Origin of the sequence: Lysobacter yananisis (assembly GCF_031199375.1) — a bacterium.
Taxonomy (GTDB): Bacteria; Pseudomonadota; Gammaproteobacteria; order Xanthomonadales; family Xanthomonadaceae; genus Lysobacter; species Lysobacter yananisis.
Window position 1 is genome coordinate 1,418,534 of record NZ_CP133568.1, and the last position, 22,948, is coordinate 1,441,481.

Here is a 22,948-nt window from a genome sequence, read left to right on the forward strand (position 1 = left end):
AGGCCTCCTTCAAATCCGGCTTGCGCCGGAGAGTACGAGTTGTGGCATGGCCCCGGCCGCAGCCGGGATGCGGGCAGACTAACGCTGCGGCCAAGTTAATGCAATACCTGAAGTATATCGATGTAAGCTACTGATTTATATGAATATATAATCACATAGAGAGCTGAGACGCCTTACGGCGCCACGTCCAGCGCCTTGCGCTTGGCCTCGCGCCGCGCCTCGCGCGACTGGCTGTAGTCGTTGTTGAAGGTCATCGCCTCCCACGAGCCGTAGCTCGGGTTCGGCAGCATCCACCAGCGTTCGCCGAACCAGTCGTGGTACTGCTCCAGCAGGCCGTCGCGGCCTTCGGGCGTGTTCGCCACCACCTGCACGAAGTCGCCGATCTGGTCGCCGAACTGCATCAGCACGCGGTACTGCTTGCCGGCCAGCAGGCGGCGGCAGTTCTTCTCGCTGCCGTTCTGCTCGCAACCGTCCACCACCGTGCCCAGGCCGAGGAACACCGAATCGTCGGCGACCGGCAGGCCGACGCTGCGCAGGTTGGCGAGCGTGGCCTCCTTCAAATGCACCGCGCGGTTGGACAGGTACAGGATGGTCACGCCCTTGGCCTGCGCGGCCTTGGCGAACTCGACCACGCCGGGGACCGGCTTGGCTTTTTTCTCCGCCACCCATGCGTCCCAGGTGACTTCGTCGTATTCCTTGCCGTCGCGCACCAACCGCGCCTGGTACGGCGAGTTGTCGAGCACGGTCTCGTCCACGTCCATCACCACCGCGGGCTTGAGGCCCTTGGCGGCGTTGCCGCGCTCGTCCGGCACCAGCGCGTCCCAGTTGGGCTGCTTGAGCGCGACGTCGAGCTTGTCGGCGGCGGCGCGGTAGATCGTCTCGGCGCTGGCGCGGTACTCGACCGAACGCTGCATCCACAGCACCGCGTTGAGGTTGTCGTCGGCGCCGGTGGGCTTGGCCGCGGCGGCCGGTGCCGCGGCGGCAGCGTCGGGCTTGGCGGCGGGCGCCGCGGGCGCGGCGGCATCGGCCGGCTGGCCCGGCTGCGGCTTGCACGCGGCCAGCGCCAGCGCGCAGGCGAGCGCGGCGACGGGAACGCGGGCGAGAGAGGCGCGGATCTGCATGCGCTGGAATCCCCTGGGAAAGGCGGGGAGTGTAGGCCGCGGCGCGAAAGGGTGTCGAATGCGCCGGCGCCGGCGCGGAGGCTCCGGTCGGGGCCAGCCGCCCCGGGCGCGGCGGCGCTGCCGGCACCGGCGGCGCGCCGCGTGGCGGGTCGGGGACCCGGCGAAAGGCCGATCCCCGCAGCGTTGGCAACGGCGTCGATCAAGCCAATGGCCGGCTTCGGCAAACGGCGCACGCGCAGGTCCCGGCGGCGGGCGGCTCTGCGCCTGCCGCGGCCCGCCTTAGCCGATCAGCGGACGCCCCAACGGGCGCCTTCGCGCGGGTCGCAACCGACGACGCCTCGGCCGCGACCCGCGCCGGCTACAGCGCGTCGGCGTCCGCGTCCTTGCGCCGCCGGCGCGCGCGCCGCAGCTCGAGTTCGGTGCCGTGCGTCGTGCATTCGGCGATCACCGCGTCGGCCCAGGCGCGCGTGACCAGGAAGCTGCTTCCGCTGATCTCGGCTTCGGTCGCGCGCACGTGATGATCCAGATCGATGCGCGCCTTGGTCCGGTACCAGCCCAGTCCGAGCGAACCGTAGCGATAGTCCGGATCGGCGCAGCCGTTGCGGTTCAGCGACACCAGCAAGATCGCGCGCCGCCGCGGCCAGTACACGCGCACGAAGTCGTTGCCGTCGTCGTCCTCGCGCACCACCCGGCCGATATGCAGGGCGTTGACACCGCGCGCGCCCTGGTCGTCGACGATCTGCTGCAGCAACGAGGCCAGGCACGGCCAATCCGGATGCGCGCGCGGCTCCGACAGCACGGCGCCGGGCAGCGCGTAGCGCTCCGCCTCGTCGGCCAACGCGACCGGCGCCGCCGCCAGACACAACGCCAGCGCAGCCACGCGCAGCCACGCGCCGCGCGGCCGCGCGATGCGGGTCCCGCGGCGCGCACCTTCACCGAACCAGGCCGTCATCGCCGCTTGCCCGCCTTGCGCGGCGCCTGCGCGATGCATTCGACCTCGACCTTGGCGCCCATCGCCAGGCCCGAGGCCGCCAAGGCGCTGCGCGCCGGGAACGGCGCACTGAAATGCCGGCGATAGACCGCGTTGAACGCCGGCCAGTCGCCGATGTCGGCCAGGAACACCGTGCACTTGACCACATCGCGCATCGACGCGCCGTGGCGTTCGAGCACGGCGCGGACGTTGCCCAACGTCTGCTCGGCCTCCGGCCCGATCCCGCCCTTCGCCAACGCGTTGTCGGCGCCCGGCACGGTGCCGATCTGGCCCGACAGGAACAGCAGATCGCCGCTGCGCACCGCCTCGGAGAACGGCAGCGCGGCCGCCGCCGGATCGGGCGAGGCGAGGAACTCGGGGCGCTCGCCGGCGCACGCGGCGGCGGCGAGGAAACACAGGCTCAAGCCAATCGCGGAAACGCACCACCGCATGATCGTCGACCTCGTCCGTTGAAGTGGCCGGATCATCGTCCGCCGCCGCGCCGCTGGCAAGCCGCGCGGCGCCGAAGGCAACGGCGGGCTCAGGCCTCGCGCCGGTACAGCCAGAAATCGCGCGGCTGCCCGCGCACCGCGCGCAGGCCCGGCTCCAGGCGCACGCGCCGGAACCCGCATTTGTCGAGCACGCGCTGGCTGGCCGCGTTGCTGTCCAGCGCATACGCCTCCACCCGCCGGTAGCCGCGCTGTTCCAACCCCCACTGCGCCAGCGCCGCGCACGCCTCGCTGGCGATGCCTCGGCCCCAATGCGCCGGATGCAGGTTGTAGGCGATCTCGCCGCCGCGCGGCGCGTCGAGCACGGTGTGGAAGCCGACCGTTCCGACCAACTCGTCGAGGTCGTCGACGATGGCGAACAAGGCCGGCGCGTCGGCGCGGAACGGATTGGACGCGGCGATCTGCGGATACAGCGTCTCGATCCCGTCCAGGCGCCAACTGGTGTGCTCGACCGCATCGGGCAGCGACAGATAGGCGAACCACGCCGGCGCGTCGGCCATGGCCATCGGGCGCAGGTGCAGGCCGACGCGGGCCAGGGCCGGCATCATCGCGGCGGGACGATGGACGAAGAAGGATGCCGCACGATCATGCGCGAACCGATGCACCGGGACCGGCTGCGATCATCGCAGTTTTGCCTACGCGCGGCATTGCCGCGCACGGCGGCCGATGCGGTGGTGCCCAAGGCGGGAGTCGAACCCGCACGGCCTCGCGGCCACCGGCGTCTGAGGCCGGCACGGTTGCCAGTTACGTCACTTGGGCGCAGCGTGTATCGATATCGATGGTGGTGCCCGGAGCGGGACTCGAACCCGCACCGCCTTTCGGCCACGGTGTTTAAGACCGTTGCGTTTGCCGTTTCGCCATCCGGGCGGATGGATCGCGTTTGGATTCGGTTGGTGCCCAAGGCGGGAGTCGAACCCGCACGGCCTCGCGGCCACCGGCATCTGAGGCCGGCACGGTTGCCAGTTACGTCACTTGGGCGCAGCGTGTATCGATGTCGATGGTGGTGCCCGGAGTGGGATTCGAACCCACACGGCCTTGCGGCCACCGGCTTCTGAGACCGGCGCGTTTTCCGTTTCGCCATCCGGGCGGATGGAGTTATGCGAGGTGGTGCCCGAAGCGGGACTCGAACCCGCACGGCCTTGCGGCCACAGCCATCTCAGGGCTGCACGTTTTCCATTACGTCATTCGGGCGTGGAAGGGCGATGCGGATGCAGGCGCGCGGGGTCCCGCGCCGCACCGGCGAAGGCGCAGCGAAGTCGGTGGCGGGTGCAATGCCGAAAGGCGAAAACGACGAAGGCGCCTTTCGGCGCCTTCGAGTCGTACCGCTAGCGACCCCGGCTGCTCCAATCCGCAAGGGATCGGAGCGATGGGGTCAACCTAGTCGGATTCCGCTCGAACGCACGCCGGCGTCGCGACGATGCAGTCGCGCGCTCAGGCGTAGTCGGCGGTGGAAGATGATGTCCATGCGCGCAACATAGCAAAACGCAAATCGTGCAGGCAAGTGCCGGCGCGTTTTTTTCGCGATGCGCGCGCAACATCGCGACTGCATCAGTCGCGCGGCACCGCCGCGATCTGCAGCGACACGCGCTTGCGTCCCTGCGCGACCCATTGCGTTCCGACCTCGCCGAATCCGTAGCGCGCGTGGAACCGGCTCGACGCTTCGTTGAACGGCTCGATGTAGAACTCCGCCGCGACCGTGCCGACGCCATGTTCGCGCGCGAACGCGAACACGTCGTCGTAGAGCAGGCCGCCGATCCGGCGGTTGCGGTGGCTCGCGGCCACCGCGATGCGGTCGATGTAGACAAAGCGCGGATAGCGCTGGCGATACCACAGGTAGTTCGGGCTGTCGTAGTCGGCGCGCTCGTCGAACGCGAGCAGGAACGCGATCGCGGACTGGCCGTCGTGGACGATGCGGTGGTAGACCGATTGCGCTTCCAGCGCGAGCAGGCGCGCGTGGTCCATCGGGCTCATCAGCGCTTCGGCTTCCAGGTTCAGCGCGAGCACGTCGGCGCGATCGGCGGGCGTGGCGGGACGGACGACGAGGTTCATGCGGCGGGATGTCCGGGTGACGCAAAAAAACGCGGAAGACCGCGAGGCCGGCTTCAGGTCGGCGTACCGACTTCGTCCCAATCCTGCTCGTCGAAACGCAGCAGCCAGTTCAGCGCGTAGTGGCGCTCGTAGACGACGCTGGGATGCAGGCCGATCGGCGCGGGCTTGTCGTCCAGCCGCGCCTGGCGCACCAGCCAGTGGCGGCGGTAGATCGCGTCGAGCGCGTCCAGCAGTTCCGGCAACGGACGCAGGCGCGCGCCGGCGATGGCGGCTTCGTCGGCGTGGTCGATGGCGACGCGCGCGACCCGGCCCGCATCGCAGATCGCGGTTGGCGCCGGCAGGGTGTCGCTCAGGCCCAGCGCCCATTGCAGCAGCGCGGCGCTTTCGTAGCGCCAGCCCTGGTTGGCCCAGGTTTCCTCGTCGGGCTTGTCGGCGGCGATGAACGCGCGTTCGGCCGGGCTCAACTCGGCCACGCCGGGGCCGAGCTTGGCGCGGATTTCCTCGACCGACAGCGGCTGCGAGCTCAGCGATTCGGCGCGCACCGCCACCGCGCACAAGGCCAGCATGCGGCGCATCGTCTCGTCGGCCTCGCGCAGGCGCACTTCGCCGGCGCCGAGCACCGGCGGCAGGTGCGCGGGCGGCGCCGCGCCGAGTTGCTGCAGTTCGGCCTCGCTGCGGCGCTTGCGTTCGCGCGCGTCGGACGGATACGGCAGCGCGGCGTCGGCCTCCACCGGCGGTTCGCCGCGGCTGGCCAGGACGTTGCCGGCGGCGTCGCGCACGCTGCCGTCGGGCAGGAAGCACAGCACGTTGGCGGCCTCGCCCCACGCGGCGAGCGCGTCGAAGTCGCGTTCGTCCACCTCGAACGAGAACTGGGTCTGGACCCGCTGCAGATGGCGCAGCACGCCGAAGGTGCGCGCGTCCATGCCGTCCTCGACCGTGCTCATCACGTAACCGACGAAGCCCTGCAGGTGCGGCACCAGTTCCGGATCGCTGCGGTCGCGGCGCGCGGGCGGCTGGGCCAGGAACGCAGGCGCCGGCGGCGAGGCGAGCGTGGAATAGGCGTTGATCAGCAGGGGCATGGGCGCGGCCTTCGGGGGAAGTGGCGCCAGCCTAGCGTGTTCGTGCGGCGCGGTCGCGTGCGCGGTTGCGCCTTCCGGGGAAGGGGAAGGCGGGATGCGCCGTGATCGGAGCGGAAGGCATCGGGCCTGAAGGCCCTCCCACAACAGCCGGGCCGCGTCCGGCATGACTCAGCCTTCTTCCAGCAGCGCCTTGATCGCGGCGAAGCCGGCCAGCGAGCGCTCGCGCTTGCGCTCGGCGTCGGCGACCGGGTCGGCGCCGTCGCGCTGCAGCTCGCCGGGCGGCAGTTCGTCGATGAAGCGGCTCGGCTTGAGCCGGATGCGTTCGCCCCAGCGCTGGGTTTCGCGCGAGTGCGACAGGTACAGCTGCTCCTTGGCGCGGGTGATGCCGACGTACATCAGCCGCCGCTCTTCGTCGAGACGGCCTTCGTCGAGACTGGCGTCGTGCGGCAGGTTGCCGTCCTCGACGCCGACGATGAAGACGAAGCGGAACTCCAGGCCCTTGGCCGCGTGCAGGCTCATCAGCCGCACCTGGTTGCCGGCCTCGCCCTTGTCGGCGTGCGACAGCAGCGCCAGCTGCGCGGCCAGTTCGCCGGGGCCGGAGCCGCGGCCGCCGTCGAACCAGCCCGACAGTTCGGCCAGGTTTTCCTTGCGCCGCTGGTAGCTGGCTTCGTCCTTGCACTGGGCGCGGATCGAGGCGAGCAGGCCGCTGCGCTCGGCCAGCACCCCGACCAGTTCGCCGGGACTGATGCGCTGGGCCTCCTCGCGCAGGAAGCGCACGATGTTGACGAAGCCGTCGAGCGCGTTGCCGGCGCGCGGGGTGAGTTGCTTGATCGCGTGGATCGACTCGGCCATGCGCGACATCGGCAGCTGCGCATGGCGCGCCATCTCCGCTAGCTTGGCCAGCGAGGTCGCGCCGACCTCGCGCTTGGGCGCGGTGACCGCGCGCAGGAACGCCGCGTCGTCGTCGGGATTGGCCACCAGCCGCAGCCACGCCAGCGCGTCCTTGACTTCGCCGCGCTCCAGGAACGCGGTGCCGCCGCTCAAGTGGTACGGCACCCGCAACAACTGCAGCGCCTTTTCCAGCGCGCGGCTCTGGTGGTTGCCGCGGAACAGGATGCAGAAGTCGCTCCACGGCGCGTTGTGCTTCTGCTGCTGGAAGTGGATCTCGGCGGCGACCTTCTCGGCCTCGTGCGCGCTGTCGCGGCATTCCCACACCCGGATGCGCTCACCGTCGGCCTGGTCGCTCCACAAGGTCTTGGGGTGCTCGTGCGGGTTGTGCGCGATCAGCGCGTTGGCCGCGCGCAGCACGCGGTTGCTGCAGCGGTAGTTCTGTTCGAGCTTGACGATCTCCAGGGTGGGATAGTCCTTGCCCAGCTCCAGCAGGTTGTCCGGATTGGCGCCGCGCCAGGCGTAGATCGACTGATCGTCGTCGCCTACGCAGGTGAACAGCCCGGCCGGCCCGGCCAGCGCCTTGAGCAGGCGGTACTGGGCATCGTTGGTGTCCTGGCACTCGTCCACCAGCAGGTAGCCGATGCGCTCGCGCCAGGCCAGCTGCGCGTCGCGGTCGGCTTCCAGCAGTTGCACCGGCAGCCGGATCAGGTCGTCGAAATCGACCGCGTTGAAGGTGGTCAGGCGCTTTTGGTACAGCTCGTACACGGTCGCCGCCTCGATCTCGCGCGGGCTGCGCGATTCGGCCATCGCCTGCTCCGGCGACAGGCCCGCGTTCTTGGCCCGCGAGATCAAGTTGCGCATGTCGTCGAGCACGTCCGGCTTGGTCCCGGCCGGCAGCAGGTCCTTGATCTGGGCGTTGCTGTCGTCGCTGTCGAACACGCTGAAGCCGCGGCGCAGGCCGAGCTTGGCGTGCTCGATCTGCAGGAATTTCAGGCCCAGCGCGTGGAAGGTGCAGATGGTCAGTCCGTCGGCCGCGTCGCCGCGGATGCGCTTGGCCACGCGCTCGCGCATTTCCTTGGCCGACTTGTTGGTGAAGGTGATCGCGGCGATGCGCTTGGCCGGCATCCGGCCGGAAGCGATCAGATGGGCGATCTTCTCCACGATCACGCGGGTCTTGCCGCTGCCCGCGCCGGCGAGCACGAGCAGGGGGCCGTCGGTGTTCAGGACGGCGGCGCGCTGGGGAGGATTGAGACCGTGCATGGGACGCCGGATCGCCGGCGGGGGCCGGGCTGGCCGGATAGTCTACCCGGCGGCGCCTGGGGGCGCGGGGGCGCGTCGGGCGCGCGTCTTGTTGAGACGCCGCAGGCGCCACGGGGCGCACTCCGGGCCGCGCGGCCACGGCCCGCCGCATCATCGCGACAAAAGCGCGCGAGCGCCGCGGCGGCCGCGCCCCAGGCGGCCCGGGGCGCGGCAACGCACCGCGTCAAGTCTGTAGCCGCGCCGCCGCGCGCCCTACACTGCGCGCATGGCCAAGCTCTATTTCTATTATTCGGCGATGAACGCCGGCAAGACCACGACGCTGCTGCAGTCGGCGCACAACTACCGCGAGCGCGGCATGCGCACCGCGATCCTGACCCCGCACCTGGACGATCGCGCCGGCGCCGGCGTGGTCGCCTCGCGCATCGGCCTGCGCGCCGAAGGCGTGGCGTTCGAGCGCGACCAGGACCTGGAGGCGCTGATCCGCGCCGACATCGCCGCGCACGGCGCGCTGCACTGCGTGCTGGTCGACGAGTCGCAGTTCCTCAGCCGGGCCCAGGTCTGGCAGCTCAGCGAGGTGGTCGACGCGCTGCGCATCCCGGTGCTGTGCTACGGCCTGCGCACCGATTTCCGCGGCGAACTGTTCGAGGGCAGCCAGTACCTGCTGGCCTGGGCGGACGAACTCAGCGAGATCAAGACCATCTGCCACAGCGGCAAGAAGGCGACCATGAACGTGCGCGTGGACGCGGCCGGCCGCGCCGTGCTCGACGGCCCGCAGGTGGAGATCGGCGGCAACGACCGCTACATCTCGGTCTCGCGCAAGGAATACAAGAAGGTGATGCGCGGGGAAGGCACGATCGAGCCGTTGCAGCAGCCGTTGCCGCTGTCGAACTGATCCCGGTCGCGCGGTTGCGGCAAGGCCTTCTATGGGAGGGCCTTCAGGCCCGATGCCGTTCGGTCAGGTCATCGCGATTTGCGGCAAGAGCATCGGGCCTGAAGGCCCTCCCACGACCGCCGCGCCCGGAAGCGTCACCACGGTTGCGCCAGCGCGGCGCGCAGGAACTCGTCGAGCTCCTCGCCGCGGCCGCGACCCGGCGCCAGTTGCGGCGGCTGCGTCTGCATGCGCTCGAGTTCGGCGGCGAGAAAATCGCTCAGCGCCGGCACCCGCGGCCCGGCCTCGACCTCGGCGCTGCGCCGCTTGCGCGCGAGCAGGTCCTCGATCGCCGCGCGCACCGGGCCGTCGGGCAACAAACGCTCCAGCAACGACTCGAACGCCATCGGCGGCGCGGCGTCCTCGCGCTCGATCCATTGGCAGGCCAGCACCGGACGCAGCACGTACAGATATTTCTTGGTGCGGATGCTGTCGCCGCCCAGGTGCGCGTTGAAGGTGCCGCGGGCCAGGCTCAGATAGTGGTGCCACGCCGCGACCGGCGAGTAGAACCGCTCGGCCAGGCCGTGCAGGCCCGCGGCCAGGGCGTCGTCGCGGCGATACACGATCGGCGAGCGCAGCCACTCCAGCAGCGTCGGGTTGGACTTGGACACCAGCCGCAGCGCCTTGCGCAAGTCCCAGCCGGCGACGTCCAGATCGGCCTCGATCGGCAGTTCGATCACGTCGCGCTGCGGCTCGCCCGGGCCGGTGCGCTCGTTGACGGTCAGGTACCACGGCTGCCGGTGCACGTAGACGAAGCGCGCGTCGTAATCGCTGTCGGGCGAGGAAAAGCCCCAGCCGCGGCTGCCCGATTCGCAGGCGTAGATCACCCGCACGTCTTGCTCGCGCTCGATCGCGGCCAGCGCGTCGAGCACGGCGCGGCGCTTGTCCTCGGCGATGGGGTGGATCTCGTGCAGGCGGTCGGGTTCGGTCATGGCGGCGCGAACGGCAGCGGGAACGGCCGGCCAGTGTAGCCGCGGCGCGGCTTCATCCTCGCCTCACCCGGCGCCGCCACTGTCGTATCGTTGCCCCACCCTCCCGCGCGCGCCGCCGCCCATGCCGACGATCCACACCGACCGCCTGACCCTGCGCGAGCTCGCCGCCGGCGATGCCGGCTTCATCCTCGAACTGCTCAACGAACCCGGCTTCCTCGGCGGCATCGGCGACCGCGGCGTGCGCGATCTCGACGGCGCGCTGCGCTACATCCACGACGGCCCCGCCGCCAGTTACGCGCGCCACGGCTTCGGCCTGTGGCGGGTGGAACTGCGCGAGGGCGGCGAGCCCATCGGCCTGTGCGGGCTGCTGCGCCGCGATACCCTGCCCGACCCCGACCTGGGCTACGCCTTCCTGCAGCGCCATTGGCAGCGCGGCTACGCGGTCGAGGCCGGCGAAGCGGTGCTGCGCTACGCCGGCGCCACGCTGGCGCTGCCGCGGGTGCTGGCGATCGTCAATCCCGACAACGCGTCCTCGATCAAGGTGCTCGAACGCCTGGGCATGCGCGCGCAGGGCACGATCCGGCACGGCACCGAGAACCGGGACGTGCGCCTGTACGCGACCGCCGAGGCCGACGCGGGCGCCGACGCCGCGCCGGCATGATCGGCGCCTTCGCCCGCGGCCTGGCCTTGTCCGCCGCGCTGGCCGCATGCGCGGCCTGCGCGCGCGCCGCACCGCCGGCGCTGCGCGACGGCGACCTGGTCTTCCACGCGTCGCGCTCGGCCCAAAGCCTGGCGATCCAGCGCGCGACCGGCTCGCGTTACAGCCACATGGGCGTGGTCCTGCATCGCGGCGGCCGGCCCTATGTGTTCGAGGCGGTGGAACCGGTGCGCTACACCCCGCTCGCCGACTGGATCGCGCGCGGCCAGGGCGGGCGCTACGTCGCCAAGCGCCTGCGCGCGCCGCCGGACGCCGCGCAGGTGCGGCGCCTGCGCGCGCAGGCCGAGCGGCTGCGCGGCAAGCATTACGACCTCGCCTTCGGTTGGTCGGACCAGCGCATCTACTGCAGCGAACTGGTCTACAAGCTCTACGACCGCGCCATGGGCGTGCGCATCGGCCGCCTGCAACGCCTGCGCGAGTTCGAGCTCGACGACCCGGCGGTGAAGGCCAAGCTGCGCGAACGCTACGGCGCGCGCGTGCCGCTGGACGAGCCGGTGGTCTCGCCGGCCTCGATGTTCGATTCGCCGCTGCTGGAGACGGTCGCTTCGGGCTGAAGCCTGGCCCCGCGCAGGCGCGCGGCGCCGTCGGCCAGTTCGGTCCAGGCGATGTAGACCGCGCCGTCGCCGGCCGCCAGCTGCGGGAACCCGGTGCCGCGGCCGCGGCCCTGCAACCGCGCCACCTGCACCCGCTGCAGTTCGCGCGACAGGTCCGGCGCCAGCCGCGCCAGCCACAGGGTCTGGCCGTCTTGCCGGTCCTCGCGCAGCCACAACACCCAGGCCGCGTCCGCGCCGAGCGCGGCTTCGACCCGGCCCTGCACCGGCTCGCCGCGGTCGAGCACGACCGGCGCGCCGAAGGTCGTGCCCGCGTCGCCGCTGCGCGCGGCCTGCACCTTGGATTCGCCGCCGGCGGCGGTGTACCAGGCGACGATCGCGTCGTCGCCGCGCGCCGCCGCCGACGGGCCGTTGACCGGGCAGGCCGGCATGGTCCAGCGGTCGGCGTGCACGTGCCGCGGCGCGGTCCAGCCGCCGGGCTCGCGGCGGGTCGCGGCGATGTCGCGGATTTCCTGCGCGTCGCGGTCGCGATAGACCAGCAGCGGGCCGCGCGCGGTCGGCGCGGCATCGGTCTGGCAGCAATCGCAGGTCATCGGGTCGAGCTCGCTGTCGAGCGAACGTTGCGAGCGCGCGTCGAAACGCGCGGCGCGCAGGGTCATCGCGCCGCGGTGGCCGGCGTGAGCGCCGCCTTCGTGGCCTTCGCCGCCGCCCGTGCGGCGGCCGTCGAGCCAGGCCACGCCGATGCCGTCGGCGCCGTCGGGCCACAGCGAGACGAAGCCGTGCTCGGTCGCGGTGCCGTCGTCGTTGACCTTCGCCGGTTCCGACCAGGTCGTGCCGCCATCGCCGGAACGGCTCAGCACCACGTCGTAGGCATAGGTCGCCGGCGCCGACTTGCGCAGCCAGTGCGCCCACAGCGCGCCGTCGGCAGCCAGCGCGATATGCGGCGTGTCGGCCCAGTTGACGAACCAGTCGCGGCCCTGGGCGATGGTGCGGATCGGGCCCCAGGCGCCGTCGCGGCCGGCGCGGGCGAACTTGAGCGCATGCCCGCCACGCGCGCCGGGCTCGATCCACGACAGCAGCCAGCCGCCGTCGGGCGCGGCGATCAGGTCGGGCTGCGCCGCCGCGCCGGTGGCCGGCAGCGGCCAGTCGGATACGCGCCATTGCGGCGTCGGCGCAGCCTGGGCGGCCGCGGTCTCGCTCTGCGCCACCGCGGCGGGCGGCGGCGGGGCCGGCCGGCAAGCCGCGACCGCCAGGACGAGCGCGCACGACAGCGCGGACCAAAGCGAGGAATGCATGAGCGAGGACCGGTTTGGAACCGCTGCCATTGTGCGGATCGCGCCACCGCCGCGGTCAAGCGCCGCAGCGTCGCAGCCGCGGCGCCGTGCTAGTTGCGTCGCAGTTCAGTCGCGACGCCAGACCAGGCAGCGGTTGTTGGCCGGCATCGCGATGTCCTCGCGCAAGCGCACGCCGATGGCGGCCGCGAGCGCATCGACCGCTTCGAAATCGCGGATGCCCGAGACCGGATCGCGCGCCTTCAGCCAACCGTCGAAATCGCGGTTGCTGTCGCTGGTGTAGCGGCCGCGGTAGTTGAACGGCCCGTACACGACCACGCTCGCCTGCGCGGCCAGTACCGTCGCCAACCCGGCGAAGAACGCCTCGACCTGCGGCCAGCCCATGATGTGCAGGGTGTTGGCGCTGAATACCGCGTCGAAACCGCGCGCGTCGCCCGCCGGGCCGCGCGGCAGCGGCGGCGCGGGCGCGAAGCCCGGCGCGGGCTCGACGACCGCCTGCAATTCCAGCGGCGGCGGCGTGTTCGGCAAGGCCGCCTCGTCGAGCCAGGCGCGGATGCCGGGCAGATACGCGGCGGCGTCGGAGCACTGCCAGCGCAGCCACGGCATCGCCGCGGCGAAATGCACCGCGTGCTGGCCGGTGCCGCTGCCGATTTCCAGCGCCTCGCGGCGGTCGGCGAACTGGTCGCGCAGGACCGCGAGGATGGGGTCGCGGTTGCGGTCGCAGGAGGGCGAGTAGGGGCGGTCGGTCATCGGCGTGCGTGCGGCGGCGGATGCGTACACGCTAGCAGGAGGGCGGATCGCGGCGATCTGAGCGCAGAGCGTCGGGCCTGAAAGCCCTCCCACAAGAGCGGGTCGCGCAAGCTTTTGTGGGAGGGCCTTCAGGCCCGACGCCTTCCGGTCAGATCGCGGCGCGCCCGCTCCGCGACCCACGCCGCTGCGCACCTTTCGATACCCGCAGGGCCGCCACGCACTCAGCGCCCAGCCAACGCCGCGAACGCCAACCCCGACACCACCCCCAGCGACGGATCCCCCGCGACCAGCTGCGCATCCGGAAAGCACCGCTGCACCGCGGCGCGCACGTACGGCGCGCGCGACATGCCGCCGGTGAGGAACACCACCTGCGGCGGCGCGTCGATCTGCGCCGAGACCTCGCCGAGCAGTTCGGTCAGGAAACCGAGGAAGCCTTCGGCCGCCGCGGTCAGATCCGGCGCCAACACCTCCTGGAACAGCCCGGTCTCGATGTAGTCCAACGCGGCGCGGTTGCGTTCGCGCGAGCTCAACTCGACCTTGGCCGCCTCCACCGCGCGGCTTAGGCGGGTGGTGTTGCCGGTGTCCTGCAGCGCGATCAAGCGCGGGCCGAACGGAGCGGGCACGTCGCGGTAGGCGTCGCGGCGCTGGAAGTCGCGCTGGCGGATCACGTCGTGCACGGTCGCGGCTTCGACGAAATGGTGCGCCGGCACGCGCGTGGCGCCCTTGCCGAACAGCGGCATGAACCGCGACAGGCTCAGCGCGAGATCGACGTCGACGCCGCCGCGGGCGATGCCCCACGAGCCCAGCACCCGCGGCGGCTGCGCGCCGCCGACTTCGGCCAGGGTGATGTCGCTGGTGCCGCCGCCGATGTCGACCACCAGCGCGCGGTGGCGCTGGGCGCTCTGTGCGTGGTGGCCGAGCGCCGCGGCCACCGGTTCTTCGAGAAAGTCGACTTCGTCGAAACCGGCGCCGGCCGCGGCTTCGCGCAGGATCTCCAGCGCCTGGTCGCCGCCGGCCGCGCCCATCGAGCTGCGGAACTGCACCGGCCGGCCGAGCACCGCCGCGCGCACGTTGGCGCCGAACTGCTGGCTGGCGTTGAGGCGGATGTGTTCGAGGATGTAGCCGGCGATGCCGACGATGGTCTGGCGCACGTGCGGCGCCAGCTGATAGCCGAGCATCGACTTGGGCGACTGCACCAGATTGCCGAAGCCTTCGATCAGGTAGGCCTCGACCGCCTCCTCGCCGTACACCGCGTTCTGCAGCGACGCGGCCGAAGCGCGCGCCTCGCGCACCTGCCGCTCCAGCCATTGCCGGCGCACCGCGCGCACCGCGTCGCGGCGCAGTTCGAGGTCGCTGCGCCGGGCCTGCGCGGGGTTGCGGTTCTGCTCGGCGCGGGCGCTGCGCACCAGCGCCTCGACCTCGGCCTCCATCGCGTCGTCGAGCTCGAACTTGTCGAGGTCGGGCACGGCTTCGGGGAAGTACACCGTGGTGCGGAACTGGCGCTCCTGGCCGAAGCGCACGGTACGGACTTCGCCGTCGATGACGGCGGCGGCGGCCGAGTAGCTGGTGCCGAAGTCGATGCCGATCTTCATGGGCGGGCCTGGAATTCGCGGCGCGCAAGGATACAGGCTTTGCCGCGGGCTGTTGTGGCAGGGCCTTCAGGCCCGATGCCTTCGGCTCAGGTCGCGGCGAACTGAAACGAGAGCTTCGGGCCTGAAGGCCCTCCCACAAGAACAGCCGCCGCCACAAGCGGCAAAGTCGGCGCCGTCCGCCACGCCGCCGTCTCACACGCTGAGACCCCGGTCGCGTACAACGAGACTGCACCTGTCCGCGCTCACGCTTCCGCCCGAGCCTTCGCCCGAGCCCCTTCATGTCCGCCCTCATCGATCCCGCGCACCACGACCTCGTCCCCGCCCACCCCAACGCGCGCAAGCCCGAGGGCGAGGATGCGCCGCTGCCGGCGCGCCACGGCGCCGCCCTGGCCCAGCGCCTGCAACGCCGCTACGGCGCCCGCATCACCGGGCACTTCACCCTGCCGGGCCGCGAGGGCCGTTACGCGCCGTTGCCCGAGGACCTGCCCGAGCCGCTGAAAGCCGCGCTGCGCGCGCGCGGCATCGACCGGCTCTACAGCCATCAGGCCGAAGCCTGGCAGGCGGCGCAGGCCGGCGAGCACGTCGCCGTGGTCACGCCGACCGCCTCCGGCAAATCGCTGTGCTACACCCTGCCAGTGGTTAGCGCGGCGATGACCTCGGGCGCGAAAGCGCTGTACCTGTTCCCGACCAAGGCGCTGGCCCAGGATCAGGTCGCCGAGTTGCTGGAACTCAACCGCGCCGGCGATCTCGGAGTCAAGGCCTTCACCTTCGATGGCGACACCCCCGGCGACGCGCGCCAGGCGATCCGCCTGCACGGCGACATCGTCGTCTCAAACCCGGACATGCTGCACCAGGCGATCCTGCCGCATCACACCAAGTGGGCGCAGTTCTTCGAGAACCTGCGCTACGTGGTGATCGACGAGGTCCACACCTACCGCGGCGTGTTCGGCAGCCACGTCGCCGGGGTGCTGCGCCGGCTCAAGCGCATCTGCGCGTTCTACGGCGTGCGTCCGCAGTTCATCCTGTGCTCGGCCACCATCGGCAATCCGCAGGCGCACGCCGAGGCGCTGATCGAGCAGCCGGTGCGCGCGATCCTAGACTCCGGCGCGCCGACCGGCGACAAGCATGTGCTGCTGTGGAACCCGCCGGTGATCAACGCCGACCTCGGCCTGCGCGCCTCGGCGCGTTCGCAGAGCAACCGCATCGCCCGCATCGCGATCAAGGCCGGGCTCAAGACCCTGGTGTTCGCGCAGACGCGCTTGATGGTCGAGGTGCTGACCAAGTACCTCAAGGACGTGTTCGATTCCGACCCGCGCAAGCCCGCGCGCATCCGCGCCTACCGCGGCGGTTATCTGCCGAGCGAGCGGCGCGAGGCCGAACGGGCGATGCGCGACGGCCGTATCGACGGCATCGTCGCGACTTCGGCACTGGAGCTCGGCGTGGACATCGGCAGCCTCGACGTGGTCGTGCTCAACGGCTATCCGGGCTCGGTCGCGGCCACGTGGCAGCGCTTCGGCCGCGCCGGCCGGCGCCAGCAGCCCTCGCTCGGGGTGATGGTCGCCAGCTCGCAGCCGCTCGACCAATACGTCGTGCGGCACCCGGACTTCTTCGCCGACGCGTCGCCCGAACACGCGCGCATCGCCCCCGATCAGCCGCTGATCCTGTTCGACCACATCCGCTGCGCCGCGTTCGAGCTGCCGTTCCAGCAGGGCGAGCCGTTCGGCCCGGTCGATCCGGAGGTGTTCCTGGAAGCGCTGGCCGAAACCGGCGTGGTCCATCGCGAGGGCGAGCGCTGGGAGTGGATCGCCGACAGCTATCCGGCCAATGCGGTCAGCCTGCGTTCGGTCGCCGACGGCAACTTCGTCGTGGTCGACCGCAGCGACGGCCGCCAGACCATCATCGCCGAAGTCGATTACTCGGCCGCGGCGCTGACCTTGTACGAAGGCGCGATCCACATGATCCAGTCGGTGCCGTACCAGGTCGAACGGCTGGACTGGGAAGGCCGCAAGGCCTATGTCACCCGCACCCACGTCGATTACTACACCGACTCGATCGACTACACCAAGCTCAAGGTGCTGGAACGCTTCGACGGCGGCGATGCCGGCCGCGGCGACAGCCACCATGGCGAAGTGCACGTGGTGCGGCGCGTGGCCGGCTACAAGAAGATCCGCTACTACACCCACGAAAGCATCGGCTACGGGCCGGTCAACCTGCCCGACCAGGAGCTGCACACCACCGCGCTGTGGTGGCAGTTGCCGCAGGGCGTGCTGCTGTCGCGCTTCGCTTCGCGCCAGGACGCGCTCGACGGTTTTCTCGGCGCCGCGCACGCGCTGCACATCGTCGCCACGGTGGCGGTGATGGCCGATGCGCGCGATCTGCAGAAGTCGGTCGGCAACGGCGACGGCGCCTGGTTCGCGACCCAGGACAAGGACGGGCGCGGGCAGATCCGTCCCGGCGACGGCGAAGGCGACGCGGCGCTGGCGCTGGTCGGCGAAGTGCAGCAGTTCGTGCCGACCGTGTACCTGTACGACAATTTCCCCGGCGGCGTCGGCCTGAGCGAGCCGCTGTGGCTGCGCCAGGCCGAGCTGGTGACGCGGGCGCGCGAGCTGGTGCAAGGCTGCGACTGCCGCGCCGGCTGCCCGGCCTGCGTCGGCCCGATCCTGGCCAGCGACGAGGAAGGCGCCGGCGCCACGCCGCGCACGCTGGCCTTGCAGGTGTTGCGCCTGCTCGAGGACGCCGACGCATGAGCCTGGACCTGGCCAAGCTGCGCGCGCTGCAGAAGCAGGCGGGTCGCAGCGACGCGATGGCGACGGAACGACCCGCGCGGGAACGCGACGCGGCTAGTGCGACGGCGTTCGCGGGCCCGCGCCGCGCGCTGCCGGCGGCGCCCATGCTCGACGCGGCCACGGCCGCCGCATCGCTTGCGGCCGTGCCGGACACCGCCGCGCCGACCGCGAACGCGGCGGCAGCGAGCGCTACGCACCGTGTAGCCGCAGTCGCCGATGCCAGCGGCGCCGACGCCATCTTCGGCCCCGACGGTCTTGCGCCGAGCCGCCCGCAACGCACCGACCTCGACGCGCTGCGCCGCCTGATCGCGTTGCGCGAACGCAAACCCGCGGGCGCGGCGACGCCCGCGCCGCGGGCGCCGAGCGCCGGCGCGCGCGACCGAGCGCCGACCGCGCGCGCGCTGGCCCACACCGCTACGCCCGTGCACGCACCCGCGCTGCGCGATCGACCGATCGACCGCTCCCTGCCCGGCGAGGAAATCGCCCCGGGCCTGCACCTGATCCAGGCCCACCTGCCGCTGCCCGGCCCGCGCGAAGCGCTGTCGCTGGCCTTCGCCAAGCGTCCCGACGAATGCCTCGACCCGCGCCGGCTGCTGTTCTTCGACACCGAGACCACCGGCCTGGCCGGCGGCACCGGCACCCGAGCCTTCATGATCGGCGCGGCCGACTGGCACGACGATCCCGCGCTCGGCGACGGCCTGCGCATCCGCCAGCTGATGATCTCCACGCTCTCGGCCGAAGCCGCGATGCTGCGCGAGTTCGCGCGCTGGCTGGCGCCGGACACGGTGCTGTCGAGCTACAACGGCCGCTGCTACGACGCGCCGCTGCTGAACACCCGTTACCGGCTGGCGCGCATCGCCAATCCGCTGAGCGGGCTCGATCACGTCGACCTGCTGTTCCCGGCGCGACGGCTGTACCGCGGAGTGTGGGAGAACTGCAGGCTCGCGACGCTGGAGCGCGAACTGCTGCGGATCCTGCGCGAGGACGACCTGCCCGGTTCGCAAGCGCCGGCGGCGTGGCTGCAGTTCCTGCGCGGCGGTTCGTCCGCGCTGCTGCGGCGGGTCGCCGCGCACAACCACCAGGACGTGGTCACCCTGGCCGAGCTGATGCAGCGGCTGGTGCTAGCGTATGCGCAGGCGCAGGCCGAAGCGGCGCTGCAGGAATCCTGAGCCCACGCATTCCGCTGTTGTGGGAGGGACGTCAGTCCCGACGTTTTCGTTTCCGATCCGATCGAAAGGCGTCGGGACTGAAGTCCCTCCCACACGCTCCGAACGAGACGTTGGCGGCACCGTAAACAATCGATACAAGAACATTCATCGCGCTTGTATAGACTCGCCCTGCCTCGCAGCGACGGCACGGTCGCGACGCAACGCGGCAACGCGCCAGACATGGCCTTCGCCGCCGCGCCGTTGCCGCGATGCCGGCCTTCATGCGCCGCACACGCCGCCGGGCCCAGTCTCGCGGCACTCCCGTCCATGCTTCACGCAGGAGCCTCGCCATGTCCTCTCCGATCTCTCTCCGCCTCGCGCTGCCGGTCGCCGCGCTGGGCCTGATCCTGTCCGCCTGCGCCACCCCGATCCCGCCGACCAACGTCAGCCCGACCTGCAACGCCGAGGCCGCGCGCTGGGCCATCGGCCGCGCGCCCGACGCCGCCACGGTCGACCGCATCCGCAGCGAAACCCGCAGCCGCGACGTGCGCGTGCTGACCCCGGGTTCGGCCGCGACCATGGATTACCGCGAAGACCGCATCAACGTCGACGTCAACGACCGCGGCGCGATCACCGGCCTGCGCTGCGGCTGAGCCGCATCGCGGCCACATAGACTGCGGCTCGTCGCCCAAGACTTCGAACCCACGGTGGGAGGGCCTCAGGGCCCGCTGCGTTTCGTGTCGCTCTAATCGAAACGCAGCGGGCCCTGAGGCCCTCCCGCGACGGCGCTGCAAGCCGTGTACCCGATCATAAACCGGCTCTCGCAATCCAAGGCATCGCCCTGCAAGCCGCGGTCGCGTCCGGTGTCTCGGATCCGCGGACGGGAGGTCCTAGGGACCCGCGGCGTTTCGATTAGAGCGAGACGAAACGCCGCGGGTCCCTAGGACCTCCCTCGCCCATTCACGCGTTGTGCGCGCGGTCGCGGATCGGTCATCGCGATCCGATGCATTAACTCGCGACACAGCCAGGGCGGCGCAGGCTCGGCTGATCGCGCGCCCGGCGCGCATCGCGAAGGAGAGCCCGCCATGCCCGCACCGACCGTCGCCGCCCGCCGCATCCTGCCCGCCCTGTGCCTCGCCGCCGCGCTGCCGCTGGCGATGAGCGCCTGCGCCGGCCCGCGTCCGGCCGCCGAGATGCCCAGCTCCGCCGAGCAATCCGCCGCCGGCCAGACGCCCGTCGAACCCGCCACGCCCGCTCAACCCACGCCCCCGCCGCCGCGTCCGAGCTGCAACGCCGAAGCCGCCAAGGCCGGCGCGATCGGCAAGACCGCCGACGCCGCCACGGTCGAACGCGCCCGCGCCGCCGCCGGCGGCCGCACCGTGCGCGTGCTCAAGCCCGGACAGGCGATCACCAAGGAATACCTCGACGGCCGCGTCAACGTGCGCGTGGACGCAAACAACGTCGTCGTCGATGTAGGCTGCGGCTGAGCGGCCGCGCCATCGGTGCGCGACGCATCCGCGCCGCCACGACGGACGCGGCGCCGCGCCCGCTCATGTCGGATCGCGCGTCGCTCGCCTAAACTCGCGGCTTTCCCGGGAGCCTCGCCATGCGCCGCAATCTCTGGCCGATCGCCGCCGTCGTACTGATCGGCCTGTGGGCCTGGAGCCAATTCGGCCATCGTCCCACCGCGAGCGTGTCCGGCCCGGTCGCCGTAGCCGACGGCGCGCGCGCGGCACCGACACCGGCCGCGCGCGGCGAAACCGCCTATCCCGCCTTCCTGCCGGCCGAGGCCCGCGACGTGCTGCGCCGCATCGCCGCCGGCGGCCCGTTCGAGCACCGCCAGGACGGCAGCACCTTCCAGAACCGCGAGCGCCGCCTGCCCGCGCAAGCGCGCGGCTATTACCGCGAGTACACCGTGGAGACCCCGGGCTCCGGCGACCGCGGCGCGCGCCGCATCGTCACCGGCGGCGATCCGCCGTCGGAGTACTACTACACCGACGATCACTATCGCAGCTTCCGCCGCTTCGATCCGCCCGCCCAAGGAGCCGCGCGATGAGCGCCACCGACCCGCGCGAACTGCTCGCCGATCCGGCCCAGGCCGGCGCCTACTTCATCGATGCGCGCGACAGCCAGGCGCTGGCGGATGCCGCGACCGAGCTCGGATTCGCGCTGGCGCGGGTGGACTTCGCCGGCTGCCGCGACAAGGACGACGCCCTCGCCCGCATCGCCGCGGGACTGCGCTTTCCCGAGTGGTTCGGCGGCAACTGGGACGCGCTCGACGACAGCGTCAACGACCTGTCGTGGTGGCCCGCGCCGGGCTACCTGCTGCTGATCGAACGCGCCGGCGCGTGGCAGGCCGCCCATGCCGACGATGCGGCGACGTTGGTCGAGATCCTCGGCGACGCCGCGCAGGACTGGGCCAAGACGCGGGTGCCGTTCTGGGCGCTGCTGCCGCTGCCGGAAGCGGAACTGGCGCAGATGGCGCCTTAGGCGAAAGGCGCGGCGAGCGGAGCGGAGGGCATCGGGGCTGAAGCCCCTCCCACGGCAGCCGAAAGCGCCTCGGCGTCGGAACGCACCGACGCCACGCTCTTGAGGGACCACGCTCTTGTGGGAGGGCCTTCAGGCCCGACGCTCTCGTCGCAGATCGCCGCGCCCCCAACGAACGCTCAGCGCTCGTCGTCCTTCTTCTTGAAGTCGACCTTCTCGCCGCCGCCATCGGACTTCCACTCCGTCTGCACCTTGCGCTCGCACCACGTCGGCGGCGTCTCGCCAGGACGCTGCGGGCCGCTGGCGCATTCGGGCCGCGCGTCGACCGCGGCGTTGGTGTCGCGATACGACACCCCGCCGCAGGCGCTCAGCGCGGCGGCGAGGACGGCAACGGCCAGAGCGGGCGCGATCTGCATCGGGGTTTCTCCTGGAGGTCCGAACGCGACGATGCCGCCGCGCGCCGCCGCCCGACCTGTGCCATCGGTCAGGTAGGGAGCGGCGCGGTTCAGGCGAGCGCTTCGGCGGCGCCGGCCGCGGGCGGCGCCGGGGCCGGCGGCACCCGCGCATAGCGCCAGGCGATCAACCAGCCCAGCGCCAGCAACGCGGCGGCGATGAACCACGGCACGCCCGGCAGATGCACCGGCGCGTGCGGGCCGATGAAATAGCCGAAGCTGCCTGCGTACAGCCCCGGCCCGACCACGCCGGCCAGCGCGATCAGGCTCATCAGCGCGCCCTGGATGCGGCCCTGCGCATCGGCGTCGACCTGGCGGGTCAGCAGCGCCTGGGTCGCCGGCGTGGCCATCGCCCACAACGCGCTGATCGGCAGGCCGAGCAGGAACAGCCAGCCGTGGCCGGCCAGCCCGTAGATCACGAAACCGGCCACGCCGCAGGCCAGGCCCAGCAGCAGCGTGCGGCGCTCGCCCAGGCGCGCCACCGCGCGTCCGATCAGGGCGACGTTGACGACGACGTTGAACACGCCCACCACCAGCAACGCCCAGCCGACCTCGCGCAGGCCCCAGTGGTACTGGTAATCGGCGAACAGCACGAAGATGCTCGGATAGACGTAATGGGCGACGTTGGCGACGAACACCACCGCGGCCAGCCCGAACACCTGCGGATAGCGCTTGAGCAGCAGCAGCGCGCCGAACGGATTGGCGTGCGCCCAGTCGAAGCGCGCGCTGCGCCGCTGCGGCGGCAGCGATTCGGGCAGCACGAACAGGCCGTAGAGGAAATTCAGCAGCGCCAGGCCGGCGGCGAACCAGAACGGCAGGCGCAGGTCGACCTCGCCCAGGTACGCGCCGATCAGCGGCCCGATCACGAAGCCCACGCCGAACGCCGCGCCGATCATGCCGAAGCTCTTGGCGCGCTGTTCCGGCGCGGTGATGTCGGCGATGTAGGCGTTGGCGGTGGTGAAGCTGGCCGCGGTGATGCCCGAGACGATCCGCCCGATCAACAGCAGCGGCAGGCTGTCGGCCACCGCCATCAGCAGGAAATCCAGGCCCAGCCCCAGGCACGACAGCAGGATCACCGGACGCCGGCCGTAACGGTCCGACAGGCTGCCCTGGATCGGCGAGAACAGGAACTGCACCAGCGCGAACACGGTGCCGAACACGCCGACCCAATACGCGGCGATCGCGGTGTCGCCGTCGACGAACTTCTCGATCAGGTGCGGCAGCACCGGAATGATCAGGCCGAACGACAGCACGTCGATCAACACCGTGATGAAGATGAAGACGAGCGCAGCGCGGCGCGCGCCCGATGCGGGAGCGGAAGCGGAAGTCATGCGGAGTCGGCGGCCGGCCTGGGAGACAGTGCGAGGGTGCTCGCCGCGCAGTTTAGCGCGCGGCCTCGGCGCGGGCAGGGACGAATGTCATGGCAGGATGGT

General features: G+C 71.6%; 24 protein-coding genes, 5 tRNA genes and 2 pseudogenes. 11 read left to right on the forward strand and 20 right to left on the reverse strand.

Going from position 1 to position 22,948, the window contains the following annotated elements:
* Positions 1 to 173: 173 nt before the first annotated feature.
* The 11 genes from RDV84_RS06005 to RDV84_RS06055 form a co-directional block, all read right to left on the reverse strand.
* Positions 174 to 1,121 (reverse strand): 5'-nucleotidase, lipoprotein e(P4) family, encoded by a 948-nt coding sequence (locus tag RDV84_RS06005; protein WP_309152774.1) that lies wholly within the window; start codon positions 1,119 to 1,121, stop codon positions 174 to 176.
* Between the two features lie 358 nt (positions 1,122 to 1,479).
* Positions 1,480 to 2,073 carry a hypothetical protein gene (locus tag RDV84_RS06010; RefSeq protein ID WP_309152775.1) on the reverse strand — a complete coding sequence of 198 codons (594 nt, stop codon included), beginning with the start codon at positions 2,071 to 2,073 and terminating at the stop codon, positions 1,480 to 1,482.
* The gene (locus RDV84_RS06015; RefSeq protein WP_309152776.1) at positions 2,070 to 2,516 is read right to left on the reverse strand and encodes a RidA family protein; all 447 of its coding nucleotides are present in this window, start codon (positions 2,514 to 2,516) and stop codon (positions 2,070 to 2,072) included. The genes RDV84_RS06010 and RDV84_RS06015 overlap by 4 nt, the downstream gene beginning before the upstream one ends.
* A 116-nt stretch (positions 2,517 to 2,632) precedes the next feature.
* Entirely contained in the window at positions 2,633 to 3,148 is a 516-nt protein-coding gene (locus RDV84_RS06020) for a GNAT family N-acetyltransferase (protein WP_309152777.1), read from the reverse strand.
* Between the two features lie 124 nt (positions 3,149 to 3,272).
* Positions 3,273 to 3,359 (reverse strand) — tRNA-Leu (locus tag RDV84_RS06025).
* A 23-nt stretch (positions 3,360 to 3,382) separates the two neighbouring features.
* A tRNA-Leu gene (locus tag RDV84_RS06030) sits at positions 3,383 to 3,467 on the reverse strand.
* Positions 3,468 to 3,491: 24 nt separating this feature from the next.
* A tRNA-Leu gene (locus RDV84_RS06035) sits at positions 3,492 to 3,578 on the reverse strand.
* Between the two features lie 23 nt (positions 3,579 to 3,601).
* Positions 3,602 to 3,687 (reverse strand) — tRNA-Leu (locus tag RDV84_RS06040).
* Positions 3,688 to 3,705: 18 nt separating this feature from the next.
* Positions 3,706 to 3,791 (reverse strand) — tRNA-Leu (locus RDV84_RS06045).
* Positions 3,792 to 4,148: 357 nt separating this feature from the next.
* On the reverse strand, positions 4,149 to 4,649 hold the full coding sequence (locus RDV84_RS06050) for a GNAT family N-acetyltransferase (RefSeq protein WP_309152778.1): 501 nt from the start codon (positions 4,647 to 4,649) through the stop codon (positions 4,149 to 4,151).
* Positions 4,650 to 4,702: 53 nt separating this feature from the next.
* Entirely contained in the window at positions 4,703 to 5,728 is a 1,026-nt protein-coding gene (locus tag RDV84_RS06055; RefSeq protein ID WP_309152779.1) for a DUF4272 domain-containing protein, read from the reverse strand.
* Between the two features lie 65 nt (positions 5,729 to 5,793).
* Between RDV84_RS06055 and RDV84_RS25890 the strand changes: the two genes are divergently transcribed.
* Complete coding sequence (locus RDV84_RS25890) at positions 5,794 to 5,895, forward strand: DUF6053 domain-containing protein (RefSeq protein WP_425606301.1); 102 nt, start codon at positions 5,794 to 5,796, stop codon at positions 5,893 to 5,895.
* A gap of 1 nt (position 5,896) precedes the next feature.
* Here the strand turns inward: RDV84_RS25890 and RDV84_RS06060 are convergent, their stop codons facing one another.
* The gene (locus RDV84_RS06060) at positions 5,897 to 7,879 is read right to left on the reverse strand and encodes a UvrD-helicase domain-containing protein (protein WP_250448257.1); all 1,983 of its coding nucleotides are present in this window, start codon (positions 7,877 to 7,879) and stop codon (positions 5,897 to 5,899) included.
* Positions 7,880 to 8,144: 265 nt separating this feature from the next.
* Between RDV84_RS06060 and RDV84_RS06065 the strand changes: the two genes are divergently transcribed.
* Positions 8,145 to 8,771: a thymidine kinase gene (locus RDV84_RS06065; RefSeq protein ID WP_057945788.1), complete on the forward strand. Its 627-nt coding sequence runs from the start codon at positions 8,145 to 8,147 to the stop codon at positions 8,769 to 8,771.
* Positions 8,772 to 8,802: 31 nt separating this feature from the next.
* Positions 8,803 to 8,883 (forward strand): annotated as a pseudogene (locus RDV84_RS25895) (DUF6053 domain-containing protein); the annotation flags it as partial.
* A 22-nt stretch (positions 8,884 to 8,905) separates the two neighbouring features.
* Here the strand turns inward: RDV84_RS25895 and RDV84_RS06070 are convergent.
* Positions 8,906 to 9,721 (reverse strand): nucleotidyltransferase domain-containing protein, encoded by an 816-nt coding sequence (locus RDV84_RS06070; RefSeq protein ID WP_309153699.1) that lies wholly within the window; start codon positions 9,719 to 9,721, stop codon positions 8,906 to 8,908.
* 139 nt (positions 9,722 to 9,860) lie between these two features.
* On the opposite strand from RDV84_RS06070, the gene RDV84_RS06075 reads away from it, so the two are divergent.
* Entirely contained in the window at positions 9,861 to 10,400 is a 540-nt protein-coding gene (locus tag RDV84_RS06075; RefSeq protein WP_250448259.1) for a GNAT family N-acetyltransferase, read from the forward strand.
* Complete coding sequence (locus RDV84_RS06080) at positions 10,397 to 11,011, forward strand: YiiX family permuted papain-like enzyme (RefSeq protein ID WP_250448261.1); 615 nt, start codon at positions 10,397 to 10,399, stop codon at positions 11,009 to 11,011. Before RDV84_RS06075 ends, RDV84_RS06080 begins: the two co-directional genes overlap by 4 nt.
* Here RDV84_RS06080 and RDV84_RS06085 read toward each other — a convergent pair.
* From RDV84_RS06085 to RDV84_RS06095, 3 genes are all read right to left on the reverse strand, one after another.
* Positions 10,921 to 12,303, reverse strand: a complete 1,383-nt coding sequence (locus tag RDV84_RS06085) for a sialidase family protein (RefSeq protein WP_309152780.1) — start codon at positions 12,301 to 12,303, stop codon at positions 10,921 to 10,923. The genes RDV84_RS06080 and RDV84_RS06085 overlap by 91 nt on opposite strands.
* A gap of 105 nt (positions 12,304 to 12,408) precedes the next feature.
* Entirely contained in the window at positions 12,409 to 13,050 is a 642-nt protein-coding gene (locus tag RDV84_RS06090; protein ID WP_309152781.1) for a DUF938 domain-containing protein, read from the reverse strand.
* A 221-nt stretch (positions 13,051 to 13,271) separates the two neighbouring features.
* The gene (locus RDV84_RS06095; RefSeq protein ID WP_309152782.1) at positions 13,272 to 14,642 is read right to left on the reverse strand and encodes an Hsp70 family protein; all 1,371 of its coding nucleotides are present in this window, start codon (positions 14,640 to 14,642) and stop codon (positions 13,272 to 13,274) included.
* A 278-nt stretch (positions 14,643 to 14,920) separates the two neighbouring features.
* Between RDV84_RS06095 and RDV84_RS06100 the strand changes: the two genes are divergently transcribed.
* Positions 14,921 to 17,389 carry a DEAD/DEAH box helicase gene (locus RDV84_RS06100; RefSeq protein WP_078996221.1) on the forward strand — a complete coding sequence of 823 codons (2,469 nt, stop codon included), beginning with the start codon at positions 14,921 to 14,923 and terminating at the stop codon, positions 17,387 to 17,389.
* On the forward strand, positions 17,386 to 18,597 hold the full coding sequence (locus RDV84_RS06105; protein ID WP_309152783.1) for a ribonuclease H-like domain-containing protein: 1,212 nt from the start codon (positions 17,386 to 17,388) through the stop codon (positions 18,595 to 18,597). Before RDV84_RS06100 ends, RDV84_RS06105 begins: the two co-directional genes overlap by 4 nt.
* Here RDV84_RS06105 and RDV84_RS25900 read toward each other — a convergent pair.
* Positions 18,550 to 18,741 carry a DUF6053 domain-containing protein gene (locus RDV84_RS25900; protein ID WP_425606300.1) on the reverse strand — a complete coding sequence of 64 codons (192 nt, stop codon included), beginning with the start codon at positions 18,739 to 18,741 and terminating at the stop codon, positions 18,550 to 18,552. The two genes, RDV84_RS06105 and RDV84_RS25900, sit on opposite strands and share 48 nt — an antisense overlap.
* A 185-nt stretch (positions 18,742 to 18,926) precedes the next feature.
* On the opposite strand from RDV84_RS25900, the gene RDV84_RS06110 reads away from it, so the two are divergent.
* From RDV84_RS06110 to RDV84_RS06125, 4 genes are all read left to right on the forward strand, one after another.
* On the forward strand, positions 18,927 to 19,229 hold the full coding sequence (locus tag RDV84_RS06110; RefSeq protein WP_057945781.1) for an I78 family peptidase inhibitor: 303 nt from the start codon (positions 18,927 to 18,929) through the stop codon (positions 19,227 to 19,229).
* 432 nt (positions 19,230 to 19,661) lie between these two features.
* Positions 19,662 to 20,063, forward strand: coding sequence for an I78 family peptidase inhibitor (locus RDV84_RS06115; protein ID WP_309152784.1), 402 nt, complete (start codon positions 19,662 to 19,664; stop codon positions 20,061 to 20,063).
* A gap of 119 nt (positions 20,064 to 20,182) precedes the next feature.
* Positions 20,183 to 20,632 (forward strand): guanyl-specific ribonuclease, encoded by a 450-nt coding sequence (locus tag RDV84_RS06120; protein WP_309152785.1) that lies wholly within the window; start codon positions 20,183 to 20,185, stop codon positions 20,630 to 20,632.
* Positions 20,629 to 21,066 (forward strand): barstar family protein, encoded by a 438-nt coding sequence (locus RDV84_RS06125; protein WP_078996216.1) that lies wholly within the window; start codon positions 20,629 to 20,631, stop codon positions 21,064 to 21,066. The genes RDV84_RS06120 and RDV84_RS06125 overlap by 4 nt, the downstream gene beginning before the upstream one ends.
* On the opposite strand, the pseudogene RDV84_RS25905 reads toward RDV84_RS06125, so the two are convergent.
* The 3 genes and pseudogenes from RDV84_RS25905 to RDV84_RS06135 all read right to left on the reverse strand — a co-directional run.
* Positions 21,063 to 21,227 (reverse strand): annotated as a pseudogene (locus tag RDV84_RS25905) (DUF6053 domain-containing protein); the annotation flags it as partial. The gene RDV84_RS06125 and the pseudogene RDV84_RS25905 sit on opposite strands and share 4 nt — an antisense overlap.
* Positions 21,228 to 21,242: 15 nt before the next feature.
* Complete coding sequence (locus RDV84_RS06130; protein ID WP_309152786.1) at positions 21,243 to 21,479, reverse strand: hypothetical protein; 237 nt, start codon at positions 21,477 to 21,479, stop codon at positions 21,243 to 21,245.
* 89 nt (positions 21,480 to 21,568) lie between these two features.
* The gene (locus RDV84_RS06135) at positions 21,569 to 22,846 is read right to left on the reverse strand and encodes a TCR/Tet family MFS transporter (RefSeq protein ID WP_309152787.1); all 1,278 of its coding nucleotides are present in this window, start codon (positions 22,844 to 22,846) and stop codon (positions 21,569 to 21,571) included.
* Positions 22,847 to 22,948: the final 102 nt, after the last annotated feature.